This is a genomic window from Aquimarina pacifica (assembly GCF_000520955.1).
Classification (GTDB): domain Bacteria; phylum Bacteroidota; class Bacteroidia; order Flavobacteriales; family Flavobacteriaceae; genus Aquimarina; species Aquimarina pacifica.
Genome location: NZ_JACC01000052.1, coordinates 1 through 13,368, shown reverse-complemented (window position 1 = coordinate 13,368; position 13,368 = coordinate 1). Strand labels below are relative to the sequence as shown.

Annotated in this window: 9 protein-coding genes; 4 read left to right on the top strand and 5 right to left on the bottom strand. The window is 35.3% G+C overall.

The window, feature by feature from the left end; genetic code table 11:
• The first annotated feature begins 50 nt into the window (after positions 1 to 50).
• Positions 51 to 1,556, top strand: coding sequence for an alpha/beta hydrolase-fold protein (locus DZ60_RS24510; RefSeq protein WP_025743788.1), 1,506 nt, complete (start codon positions 51 to 53; stop codon positions 1,554 to 1,556).
• Positions 1,557 to 1,718: 162 nt separating this feature from the next.
• On the opposite strand, the gene DZ60_RS23530 is transcribed toward DZ60_RS24510, so the two are convergent.
• Together DZ60_RS23530 and DZ60_RS23525 are read right to left on the bottom strand one after the other, a co-directional pair.
• Entirely contained in the window at positions 1,719 to 3,224 is a 1,506-nt protein-coding gene (locus DZ60_RS23530; protein ID WP_025743787.1) for a hypothetical protein, read from the bottom strand.
• Positions 3,225 to 3,485: 261 nt separating this feature from the next.
• The gene (locus DZ60_RS23525; RefSeq protein WP_025743786.1) at positions 3,486 to 5,570 is read right to left on the bottom strand and encodes a hypothetical protein; all 2,085 of its coding nucleotides are present in this window, start codon (positions 5,568 to 5,570) and stop codon (positions 3,486 to 3,488) included.
• A 328-nt stretch (positions 5,571 to 5,898) separates the two neighbouring features.
• Between DZ60_RS23525 and DZ60_RS24505 the strand changes: the two genes are divergently transcribed.
• A complete protein-coding gene (locus tag DZ60_RS24505; protein WP_025743785.1) occupies positions 5,899 to 6,447 on the top strand; it encodes a TIR domain-containing protein in 549 nt (182 codons plus the stop codon).
• Between the two features lie 22 nt (positions 6,448 to 6,469).
• On the opposite strand, the gene hemL is transcribed toward DZ60_RS24505, so the two are convergent.
• The 3 genes from hemL to DZ60_RS0119920 are packed head-to-tail and all read right to left on the bottom strand — an operon-like array spanning position 6,470 to position 9,611.
• Entirely contained in the window at positions 6,470 to 7,756 is a 1,287-nt protein-coding gene (hemL, locus tag DZ60_RS0119930; protein WP_025743784.1) for a glutamate-1-semialdehyde 2,1-aminomutase, read from the bottom strand.
• Between the two features lie 2 nt (positions 7,757 to 7,758).
• Positions 7,759 to 8,661, bottom strand: coding sequence for a glucosaminidase domain-containing protein (locus DZ60_RS0119925; RefSeq protein ID WP_025743783.1), 903 nt, complete (start codon positions 8,659 to 8,661; stop codon positions 7,759 to 7,761).
• Positions 8,658 to 9,611 carry a 1-aminocyclopropane-1-carboxylate deaminase/D-cysteine desulfhydrase gene (locus DZ60_RS0119920; RefSeq protein ID WP_025743782.1) on the bottom strand — a complete coding sequence of 318 codons (954 nt, stop codon included), beginning with the start codon at positions 9,609 to 9,611 and terminating at the stop codon, positions 8,658 to 8,660. Before DZ60_RS0119920 ends, DZ60_RS0119925 begins: the two co-directional genes overlap by 4 nt.
• Before the next feature lie 275 nt (positions 9,612 to 9,886).
• Here DZ60_RS0119920 and DZ60_RS24500 point away from each other — a divergent pair, with 275 nt between their 5' ends.
• Both DZ60_RS24500 and DZ60_RS24495 read left to right on the top strand, forming a co-directional pair.
• Positions 9,887 to 10,987, top strand: a complete 1,101-nt coding sequence (locus tag DZ60_RS24500) for a polysaccharide lyase family 7 protein (protein WP_152537479.1) — start codon at positions 9,887 to 9,889, stop codon at positions 10,985 to 10,987.
• Positions 10,988 to 11,903: 916 nt separating this feature from the next.
• A complete protein-coding gene (locus tag DZ60_RS24495) occupies positions 11,904 to 13,202 on the top strand; it encodes a polysaccharide lyase family 7 protein (RefSeq protein WP_025743780.1) in 1,299 nt (432 codons plus the stop codon).
• Positions 13,203 to 13,368: the final 166 nt, after the last annotated feature.

Genomic DNA, 13,368 nt, shown 5'->3' with positions numbered 1-13,368 from the left:
AGTAGCTGGCAATACCAAACCATTAAAATAAAAATTAACAAATCAATCAAATGAATCTATTAAAATACAAGGTGCTTTTTTGTTTAATCTTTTCTCTATCGCAAATATCATTACAAGCACAAGAACAAATTATTGGCGAAATTATCGAGATGAAATCCGAAATTCTTAACGAATCTCGAAAACTTCAAATTCTATTACCAAAGGACTTTGAGCCTAATAAAAAAAAGTATTCAGTATTTTATCTTTTGGATGGAAAAAAGCGAATTTCACATACCAAAGCAACTCTGGACTTTCTTACCAAAGCTAAAATGACTCCTGACTATATTTTAGTCGGTATTATCAATGTTGATAGAAACCGTGATTTTCTACCTACCTATAATGAAATACGCCCTACCTCTGGAAAAGCCGACCAATTCCTTAGTTATTTAGAAGAAGAAGTAAAACCATATATCATAAGCAAATACGGACAAAACAATACGCATATCCTTACGGGACATTCTTTTGGAGGACTCCTCTCAATGTATACTTTATTAACAAAACCCACACTTTTTGATGGATATATATCTTCTGATCCTAGTTTTTGGTGGGACAAAGGGTATATTTTAAAATTAGCAAAAACAAACCTCCCTAAATTAAAAGGAATGAGCCAAGTATTGTTTATATCTGGACGCGAAGGTGCCGGAATGGAACAAATGGGGATTTCTAAAATGAAACAGGTGTTAGAAACCTTGGCTCCCGACGATATGGATTGGAAAATTGAAGTGTATCAAAATGAATCTCATAAAAGCATAACATATAAAGCCTATTATGATGGGATTCGTTTTGTAGAAAAAGAGTATGCAAGTAATGACTTTGATATTCATCCTATGCATGTACATATGGTAGAAGGGAAGCCTGTGCAACTACGAATATTTGAAAACTCATCAGGAATACATTACACCTTAAATGGCAAAGAACCTACGGTATCCGATCCTATGTACAAAGACTCTCTCCTAATTTCACAACCAGGGACCGTTAAATTTAGTAAAGTTTCTAAACGTAAAAATGCGCCAAAGTCCAAAACCATAGATATAAAACTTTCTCAACCACAAAAAGCTTTACCTGCAAAAAAAGTCAAAAAACTACAACAAGGACTTCAACAGAATTATTATGAAGGTGTATGGGATGTAGTACCTGATTTCTCATCACTTGAACCACTGAAAAAAAGCATTGCATCCTCATCATTTGATTTAAAAGAATTACCTAAAAAAGAAAACTTTGGCTGCCTATACAACGGTTATTTTGAAGCCAAAACAACTGGATACCACTACTTTTTCTTAGGATCTGGTGATGGCATAAAAATGTATCTCGGTGATTCCCTGTTCTTAGACAATGACGGCATTCATTCTGCAAAGAAAAAAATATCAGGAGTGATGTATCTAGAGAAAGGATATCACCCTATTAGATTCGAGTACTTTCAGAGAAAAAACAAAAGAAAAATAGAAGTTTTCTTATACACACCAAACACTATGGAAAATATAGAAAAGTTACCTTTTGAACAGCTTTTTCATAAATAAAATCAGGTTCTAAAAGTAGTTCTAACTATTGATTATAGTAAAAAAATGATTGACAAATAAAACGGAGTGCTCCCATACACTCCGTTTTTTGTTTGTATCAACTTCTTGACACACTGGTACGGCTAGTACCAAAACACACTTCTAATAAACCTAATAATTATCCTACTTATTATTTTGTTTGTATAATTCTTTACTGTACTCTTTTGCTGCTGCAAGATCCGACTCACTATAGGTTGCGAATTTTATAGCAAAGCTGAAGTCTCCAAAAATATTGTTGTGTACACTATCCGGTGGGTAGGGCGCAATATGGCTAAACACATGACAACTATAGCAGGTATTCGTATTTTGTACGTAACTCTCTAAAGTAGTATTGGCAACAATAGAAGCACCGCTTAGCATTGATGCTGTATTAATCTTACGAGGAGCTTCTTCGGGTGTTTTAGGATCCGGTTGTATACTTTGTGACCAAATTACATCGACCAATTGATAGTATTGAAAAACTGAATTAGGGTAGAATTTCTTAATACTATTTTGCATTTTGATGTTAATAGGCTTTGCATCAATCGTATCAATTGCATTCACCCTTGTAATCTGAATAGGAACCGGGTTTGCGTTTTTAAGATAGTATGGCGGTGCAGTATTTGGTGTACACGAAACGGTTACTATAGAATCTCCCGGAGTTACCTTTACTTCCTGCGGTTTGCATTGACTATTATAAAAATTATAACCAGCTGGTGGTGTACCACTACCAGGCACATTGTCTATTTGTTCAAAAGTTGCCCAAACCCAAGTAGGCTGATTGGTTGTTTTATGTAATATATGTAGTCCGACCAAAGCCACTGTCGTTGTTCTTAATGTATCGCTGTGAGGATCTAAGACCATAGCTTCAGAAAGCTTATATCGATTCCACTTTTTGACTGTTGGATCAGGTACCTCCATCCATGCTGCCTTTAATTCTATTGCCCCAGTACTTCCATTATACACTCCCTTAGGAAAATTAATTGGGTGTCCCGCATTAATAGAATCATGTTGTACCGCTGCATTGTAATATCCCTTACTAGTAATAAAATCGTAATAGTCTTTATTAAGTAAAATTTCGTACCATACATTTGTTGCGTTTTGGGCTCCTAACCAATTAGGTTGACCAAAGGGTGCTGCCTGCTCAAAATCTAAATCTTGTATCGTATCATTCCCAAATTTACTCCCAAACGTTAATAGTTTTGTATTCGACTTATTTAAAAGTAGTTTCTGACTTTTAAACTTCTCTGCGTATTGATCAGAAACTAATGTCCCCCATGGTGGAGGCGCTGCTCCATCAGGTTGAAAAAGCACATCTTTGGGCATATACGTTTCCCACTGCACAAAAGATTTATCTCCGGGAGTACCAAAACTAGTAACAGAATCTACTGGCCAATTCAAAGAAATAAATTCTTGCCATGCAAAACAATCGGCTTGTGATTGCTCATTAAAAGCAGCCAAATCACCAGGAACCTTATCATTAAAAGTAATAGGAACATTAAAGAGAGAACTTGTCGAATAACAATCACAGGTATTTACTGTGGTCGTCTCTAAAAACTTATTCTCCTCTTCCTTTTTCTTAACGCAGGTAACTATCAAAAAAATTATAGGCACGCCCCACCAAAATACTTTTGCTACTGAATCTCTCATAACTTCTATGTTGTGTTATATATTTTTTAAATCTCTTTTGCCAGTTTTATGCCTTAGAAAACCTATTGCGGCTTGCAACTATTTCGATATAAATCGCTTCGCTACATTCTTAAACCAATATGGTGCTATGCTAAAACTTAGAAAATATCATATTTATGTCTTGTAAAAGCCTCATAACGAAGTTCTAATACATAAAGCAGGTTCAGGATTTTATGGGTACAGTATTATCGAATACTATACCCACAAAAACATATGTACTATCTAGGTAGTTGTAATACTTACAACAATACTTCCTTCATTATCAGAAAAACCTGCACCGTAAATTCCGTTCAAGTCATCGTTAATACACAATTCTAATTCTCCTTGTAAATTTGCAGGAACTGGAGCTCCCATACCTATTAAAAAAACTGTTTCTCCTACCCTACCTATTAATGCACCTTCGTTTTCTCCGGGTAGTGTATATCCTGTTTTGGCAGGTATGAGTGTAGGGTTTCCGAATGCGTTATATAAAACACCATCATTATCATTGGGGTTTGCCGTCCATAATCCACTCTCATAGTTGATTTTGACATATGCATTTCCATCTATATTCATACCGGTTTTTTGCCATTTGACATTTGCTTTTATCGTTATAGGCGTCACATTTAATAGTGCTGGCATTGCTGCTCCTTTTTCCTGACCAACATTTGTAATAAACAAACCGTGTGGTCCCAGAGATGCCCTTACCCCAACTTGTACTTTGATGTATAATGCTGTACTATTACTTGGTGAACTATTGCCCGGCACTGCATAATAAATATCTTCTTTAACATCAGTAACTGTAGCTGTGATTTCTGGATCATCAAATGTGACGGATGGATACGTTGTTGGATCTCCTGCTACTGCAGTACATGTAGCACAAGTGATCACCATTGTCGCTGCACTAGTTCCTACATTAACTGAAGCAGGAATAAACGTACTATTACTAAGCAAGGGTATTGGATTCTGTACTGGATTAGGAATCATTTGATTATACATTGCTGTAAAATAATCCTCATAGAACAATTGTTCAGGTTGTGCAAACGTATTGGCTGCTGGTCTATTCGCTACAGCATCATATCCCTTGGGAGTTGTCCCTTGATATGCACTGGCAACAATTTGCATTTTGAATGTCGATGCTATTTGAGATCCCCAGTCAATCGGCACACCACCAATTGTGATATCACTTATGGTGTAATTTTTATCGGCAGGAACTTCAAAAACAGCGTGAAGAATAAAATTACCTGGTAGTGTAGTTCCATCTTGAGTTTGTAAAGTTTCAGAACCCCGTATGATATGCCAAAAAGTAGAAGCATCGGTACCATCCGGTGTTTCATAATTTGAGAAATCAGGAAGTTGAATATATAATCCTGGAGGATCTGCTAGTGTCACCACATTTCCTGCAGTCACAAAACTATTTACTGTACCTCCTATATTAGGATCACTATTTCGATGTTTTTGCCCATATTGGGCATCACACAAAAGTCTGTTGTATTCACTAGATGGCCATGTAGTATTTCCTGTAGATCCTGATGGATTGTTACGCTGCACAGTTGCCGACGTCGCTAATCCTATTTCGGTTTGTAATGTGTTGGGCGTGCTTGTAAGATGTATTGCCCCTCCCGAAGAATCATTTGATACAGGCCCCAAATTCCATTTATTAAGTGGATTATATATCGGGCCTCCCGTTACAGGATCTGCCGCCCCCGAAAGACTCAAGTCTTCTAATGTTATCTGAGGTTTCCCTAAAATTGATTGATATAATTCTAAAACTTTATTAGGGTCTATCAACCATAAACTATTCCAATATTCGGGATTTTCACAGGTAAAATCAATTCGTGTTATTTTATTAGATGTATTTCTTGCAATAGCCCATTCACAATATTCATCTTGCCACCCTCTTGGACCATACGGGAAATATGGAACACTAGAACCAGAAGGGCCGCAGGGGTCATCAGAAATTTCTGAAGGCATAATCCCAGTATCAGCCATTTCATTCAACTGATCTTGCGTAGCTGTTGGAAAATTATAAGCCAAACGCCCTGGAAATGCTGACCAGCGTACATTAGCCGTTACACTTTTGGGATTATTTTCAATGGGATTATAATAATTTGTTGTTTCTGGTGTATTGATCGTATTCCATTGATTGCTCAACATCCCTTGCTGAGTGAATCCATTTAAGTTTTTACTCCATAATTGATTTAAACGATCTTGTTTAGACACATCATCTTTAAAATCCTCAATAGCCGCTGGAGTTCTAAATTGAAAATTGCCAACTTCACCCTTTTCAGGTTTTTCAACAATACTTGTGTGATTTGCTGTTTCCATAATATATGTTATTTAATTTTTTAGAAAATAGATGTATATTTTACATCAAAAAAGGGGTAAGTCATTTTCAGGGAATCAAAACTCACAATGGCTTTCTCAATAAAGTACAATGCTTTTGATTTCTGATTATAGTGTAAATTTCCCCATAAATCTTCTAAAAAAATATTTCAATACATTTCACACTATCTTCAAATACTATGATTTTTATCTTAGAATTATGGTGTAACATCAATGTATCACTACAAGTAGGCAATACTTACGTTTGTTTAAAATGTACCAAAACGCTAATTATTACGTTATTAATTTTAGTAAATCACAGATATCACACATGAATATATTACCTAGACACGGCTTATTGCAGTTTAGAAATGCTGCAAGAATATATCGCAAACCAGTCACCGAGAGTCTACAACTTTTTAAACAAGAAACTAAATTATTAAAAGTTACCTTATGGATTTCGCATCAACCTAACCAATTAGAAGAATTAGATAGTGCCATCAATTTCTTAAAAGGTTTTGGTGTTCTTATTTATGCTGATTGGCTTGACGAAGAACATTCTATATACAACACTAATATTCAGGATTCTAAAGAGAAAAAAGAAAAACGTATTAAGGAAAATAGAAAATTTATTTTTTTAGCAACAGAAGAGGCTATTGATTCTAAAGAATGTAAATGGGAGCTCAGATATGCAAACACACAAAAATCGATAGATCAAATTGCTATACTCCCTGTGCGCAAAGATTACACAGATTACAGTGGTTCAGCTTATTTACAAAAATATCCATACATCCAAAAAAGTGACCATGTTCAGGATCGATACGAAGTAAAGTATCCAGATGGCTCTATTGAAGAATTGGGAGCATGGTTAAGCTCTTAGCAAACAACCATATTAAAACATTTTACAGTGTTTTTGCAACCTTTGCAACAGCAGTGATGGTATCATCAAGATCTTTATAGGTCAAGGCCTCTGTTATAAACCATGTTTCGAATGCGCTTGGTGCAATGTATATTCCTTGATCTAACATTCCGTGAAAGAATTTTTTAAATCTATCATTATTACCTTTCGCTGCAGATTCAAAATCTACTACTGGATCCTCAGCAAAATGAACCGAAATCATAGACCCCGTTCTATTAATTGTATATACTATATTATTTGCGTCTAATGCCTCGGCAATCCCTTTATGTAAATATGCCGTTTTATCTGCAAGACTAGTAAATATATTTGGGTTTGCATTTAATTCTGTAAGCATTGCCAATCCCGCTGCCATGGCTAACGGATTACCACTTAAGGTACCTGCTTGATATACGGGTCCTAAGGGAGCCAAGTGATTCATAATTTCTGACCTTGCGGCAAAAGCTCCAACAGGAAGTCCTCCTCCTATTACCTTACCAAAAGTAACAATATCTGCGTCTACGCCGAATAATTCTTGAACTCCTCCTTTAGCTAGTCTAAAACCAGTCATTACTTCATCAAAAATAAGAAGTATATTATGTGTATCACACAATGTCCTAAGTCCTTCAAGAAATCCTTTTTTAGGAGGAATACACCCCATATTCCCTGCAACGGGCTCAATAATAATACAGGCTATTTCTTCTGGATTCGAAGTGATAATACTTTCTACATTTGATAAATCATTATATCGGGCTAACAGTGTATCTTGAGCAGTTCCTTTGGTTACTCCAGGACTGTTCGGGCTCCCAAAAGTTACAGCACCACTACCTGCTTGTATTAAAAAAGAATCGCTATGTCCATGATAACATCCCGCAAACTTGATAATTTTATCTCTTCCGGTGTATCCTCTAGCCAATCGAACGGCACTCATACATGCTTCGGTACCCGAATTTACAAACCGTATTTTATCTATATTTGGTACCATAGCTACAGCAAGCGCTGCTATCTCGGTTTCTATTTCAGTAGGCATACCAAAGCTAGTTCCTCTTTTTGCTTTGTCAATAACCGCATTGACTACAGGGGGATGCGCATGTCCTAAAATCATGGGGCCCCAAGAATTGATATAGTCTATGAGTTTGTTCCCATCTTCGTCATATAAATATGCGCCTTTAGCCTCTGTAACAAAAATAGGATCCCCTCCTACAGCTTTGAACGCTCGAACTGGCGAATTAACTCCTCCAGGAATAACTTTTTGTGCTTCAGCGAATAATGCACTACTTCTTTTATAGATCATAGTTAGTTAAAATCTTCTTCTTCGTCAGCAGTAGCGGTGGTTTTTAATACTTGCCCTACTGTAATGGTGTTATCTAACAGGTTATTAAACATCTTTAGTTCTTCAACAGAAATTTTATATTTCTTTGAGATTGAATACAATGTATCTCCTTTGGCAACTACATGCCCTTTTGTGTTCAAAGGTTTTGCCCCAACTACACGAGTAGCACCTCCTTTTGTTACTGTTTTTTTGGTTTTTTGGCCCAATACCTCATAATCATAAGAGGACAACCCATATTTTTCTATGATTGCAATTAATTTTTGAGGATATTTTTTATCTGTAGCGTATCCTGCTTCTCTTAGCCCCCTTGCCCAAGATTTATAATCTTTTTGACTAAATGTAAATAATCTGGAATATCGTTTTCTGTTTTTCAAAAATAAAGAATGATCTCTGAAAGATTTACTAGCATCTGTATACTTCCTAAAACATTCTTGAGAGCGATCATCATCATGATATACGCGATCACCGGTCCAATCGTGGCACTTAATTCCAAAATGATTTTTAGCCCTTTGAGTTAAATCACCATATCCGGCTCCGGATTCTAAAATCCCCTGAGCAAGTGTAATACTAGCAGGAATGCCATACGTCTTCATTTCGCTCATTGCAATCTCAGAAAACTCATTTACATACCGTTGCACCCTATCACTATAAGACAGAACCAGTAATGGTTTATCCTCATTTGTAGTTTTAATAGTAGTTTGTGTTACTTTAGTAACTTTACTTGTAGACTTTGGCGTCGGTGTAGACGCAATAACAGTTTTTCGTGCAGTATGATGTTTTCCAGAAGAACTGGTAATCACTTTTTTATTTCCTCCGCAAGAAACCAGAAATGCAAAACTGCATATAATTAGTATATTTTTTATCATTTCGAATATCCAGCTGTAATAAGAGGCAGCTTCTTTTTCTTTAATTTTTTGTTCATACCTGCGATTCCCTGTATTCCTCCGGTATGAATGGCTAAAATACGAGTATTTTTTGAAAACATCCCTTTTTCGATCATATCAAAAATTCCATACATCATTTTACCAGTATATATAGGATCTAATAAAATCTGTTGTTGATCATAGAATGTATTGATAAACGCTATCCCTTCTTTATTTATTTTACCATATCCCCCAAAATGATATTCATTACTAAGCTGCCAATTAGTTTTTGAAGTGTATTTCTTAATTTCTGCACTTAAAAAATCCCCTTTCAGCGCTGGAAAACCTAAAACTTTTTGATTGGAAGTAGTACTATTAATAATTCCTGCAATTGTTCCTCCTGTTCCTACTGCACAGCATAAGACATCAAAATCACTATCTTTTGGATTCAATATTTCTGCACACCCTTTAACCGCTAACAAATTTGTCCCTCCTTCGGGAATGATATAAAAGGCCCCTAACTCAGTTCTTAATGTCTCTAAAAAATCTGGATTCATTTTATCTCTGTAGTGCGCTCTTGACACAAATTCAAATTGCATACCCGCTTCAGATGCACGATACAATGTTTCGTTATTTGACAAAGTATTTTCTAAGTTTTTTGCCAATTCATCACCACGAATTACCCCAATTGTTTGAAACCCCATTATTTTACCAGCAGCAGCTGTAGCTTCAATATGGTTGCTATAGGCTCCTCCGAAAGTGAGGAGGGTAGTATACCCCAATCTTTTTGCTTCAATAAAATTATATTTTAGCTTTCTGAATTTATTCCCCGACACATATTCATGAAGTTGATCTTCTCTTTTTATAGATAAAGAAACTCCCGCTTTTTCTAAAACTGGATGGAGTATCTCCTCATTTTTTGATCTATCGTTATTAAAAGAAGAAAAAAACATTTTAATTCCATATTAAGTTGTGCAAATTTACAATTTAACCATTAGGATACATCCCAATTTTTAGCAAATGCGAAAGAACAAATTCGCAAAAATTAAAGAGAAATATAATAATTAAGTAAATTTTTAGTAAAATTCTTGTTATTATTAAACAAAAGATACTTTTATCCGAAAAAAATGCACTTAAACGATTAATATTCTGCGATTTAGTACTTCAAAAAAAATAAGTAATCATTTTTTTTACTATTTTTGTCGTCCCAAAAACCATAAAACAATACATGATGAATTCTAAAAAACCCCTGAATAATTTAATCTACACTAAACTACTTATCGTATTATTATCCCTTTTTGTAATTAGTTGTGGCGGCTCTGATGATGGTGATGTACCTGATGATGATAATGGAGGAACAACAGGCTCAACTGGTGCTACTGGAGAAACGGGTGAGACTGGTGCTACAGGAGAAACGGGTGCTACAGGAGAAACAGGTGCTACGGGTGAGACTGGTGCTACAGGAGAAACAGGTGCTACGGGTGAGACTGGTGCTACGGGTGAGACTGGTGCTACAGGAGAAACTGAAAGTGTTATTGTATGGGAAAACTGGTACCTATCCGTACCCATTGACCGAGATCCTGAAAATGAAGAAAGTTCGGAAAATACAAGTGCAGACAAAGCCACCTCTATAGAACCTGATGAGTTAGCAGCAGGAAATCTCACCACCGAAGAAGAAGAATACTTCTATGAAAATGAAGATGGCAGCTACACTATGTACACGAAATTCACTGGATATACAACTTCTGGATTTGGTCCAGTAAATGGCTCTAGATATTGCAGAACAGAATTTAGAGAATACTGGAGAGGAACGGAAGGTGAAGAGTTTCAAGACACAGACTATAACTGGTCTATGAATACAGGAACTCATATTATGGAATCAACCCTTACTGTAGTCGAATGCGAAGGAAGTGGAGAAACCTATGTTGGCCAAATTCATGGTATTAAAACTGGATCACTCACTAATTCTCCTGCAACTATCAAACTGAGATGGGATAATGGTGATCTAGAATTAGAATATTATATAAAACCTGCTTCAGGAACAGAGTGGAATAGTAACTCAGGTAATATCAATAAAATAGTTATTGCTGATAATATCGATAACAATAAATTTACTATTAAGGTAAAAATCGAAGATGGTAGATTATTTGTAGGAGTTATTTGTGAAGCAACAAGTGATGATGGTACTTATGTTGAGTATTATGATTATGATGGTAATGGGTATACCTATGATAACTATTTCAAAACGGGTAACTATTTTAGATATAATGGAAACACTACAGCCTCATCAACAGTAATTTTACATAAAGTCACTACTAGCCACAATTAGTACTGAGAGAAATAAGTAAAATAATTTTTTAATTTAAAAGAAGGCCTCGTTAAAATAAATTAACGGGGCCTCCTCTTATAAATCTAATTACATAAGCTTTTTACCCAATTGATTTATACCCTACAAAACTAACTCAATACAACCCATAGCCCATTATAATAAGGACTCTAAGGCAAAAATACTATTGTAATCAGTTTCGTTAAGAAAAGAAAAACACACAACTCTGATTAAATATTTTTATGAGAAGAGATCCGAGCAGTTATATAATTACCATTCCTTATACATATTATTGTTTGCTTTTAAGCAAGAAATACAACTACACACTCTTATAAAAGATACCACCAGATCCAATTCTTTTCACTTTCTTTAATTCAGTTTTTTGACAGAATTATGATCCACATAGCAATATATCTCTTCATTGTTTAAAAAAATCGATTTACTATTCTTTACTATCCCGAAATAAGAAACAAAGAAAGTACCATTTTTTGAACACCTTATTTCATAAAATCAATCCCGAAATCCCGAACCTAAACCTATTATTACAAGTACTATTCCTCAAAAAGCAACAGATCGATTATAGCTTAAAAATCAAGAAAAAGTAGCATTTTACGCAAACGTTTTCGTAAATCTGACGTTTTTAACAAAAAAAACCGGTAAAAATTACCCTAAAAAACGTCAAAAACATTAAAAAATTAGATGAAATACGTTAAAATGTAAAATTTTAACATTATGGTTTAACCGTAATGTAAATATGCTTAAAGTCGCTATTTATAAAGGATTCAGCAATATACATCAACACAACATAATACGATTTATTCAACAAATAACGTAAAAAATTACCAATAGCTCATTATTTTTGAATTTAGTAATCATTTTTTATATAAATTAGCAACATAACCCCAAAAGATTACGGAAAATGAAAAAAATTACTTTCACTCTAATTACACGCATTCTATTTACTCTTTTATTTACCTATACATTTATAAGTTGTACTAATGATCTTACAGATGCAATACCTGAAGAATCAGTAACAGCAGAAGCCGATATCACTCAAAAAGTAGCAACAGGAAGTTTTAATTGGCAAAACTGGTATTTATCTGTTCCCCTCGATAGAGGTGATGGGTCCGGAAAAGCTACGTCTATCTATTATGAAGATTTAGAAGATGCTAACTTCACTAGCTCAGAAGATGATTATGTATGGAAAAACAGTGATGGATCCTATACGTTTAAAACAAAATTCACTGGCTACACAACTTCTGGACAATCAAGCACAGGAGGCAGCAAATATTGCCGTACAGAGTTACGAGAATACTGGCAAGGTAATCAGTCCACATCAGACAACTGGGTAATGGACAGTGACACGCATATCTTAGAATCTACCATGGAAATGGTTGCCTGTGGTGGTAACGAAAGAACATTTGTTGGACAGATTCATGGATACAACGACAATAACCCAGCCACAGTAAAGGTAGCTTGGGATAATGGAGAGATCAAAGTAGAATACTACGTAAAACCTAGTAGCGGAGAGTGGACTTCAGACGACATTGTAAAGAAAGACCTAGGTTATGTAGGGTATGATAAATTTACCCTTAAGATCAAAGTAGAAAATGGAAAGCTATATACTTCGGTAGAATGTTCAGACAGAGGACTAGATACAGGATATGAATATCATTATGATTATAAATCTAATGGTTACAATGACCGATACACCAATTATTTCAAAACCGGAAATTATTTTAACTGGAATGACGATAAATCAGAAACTTGTGAAGTAAGAATGTACGGTATCTCTACATACCATGGTGAGGGCGGTATCACTCCTCCTTCTGGTGGCGGTTCTACAATGATTACTATAAAAGGGAACAACAATAAATATGTTAGTTCTGAAAACGGAACAAAAGATATGAACTGTAATAGAACTGACGATGCAGAATGGGAGCAGTTTGAGCTAATTTACAATGACGATGGCACTGTATCTTTAAAAGGAAACAATGGTAGATACGTAACCTCTATGAACGGAACTGCCCCGATTATCTGTGATAGAACAGAAATCCTAGAATGGGAGAGATTTACGTTAATTGAAGAAAATGGCAAGTACGCTTTCAGAGGAAATAACGGCAGACTTATCAGTTCTGAAAACGGCACACAATCCATGACTTGTAACCGATCTGGTGATCCAGGTGCATGGGAACTATTCACAATAGATGGATTATAAAACTTGATCAATACTAAGAAAACAACTAAAAACAATAAACCTCGTATACTATTATTTAGAATACGCCAATAAATTGCCCCAAAATACCTGAATAAAAACCCGTCGAATTAATCTTGGCGGGTTTTTGCTTATAAAATCTGTCTTGTCCTGAAATAGCGTTACAATT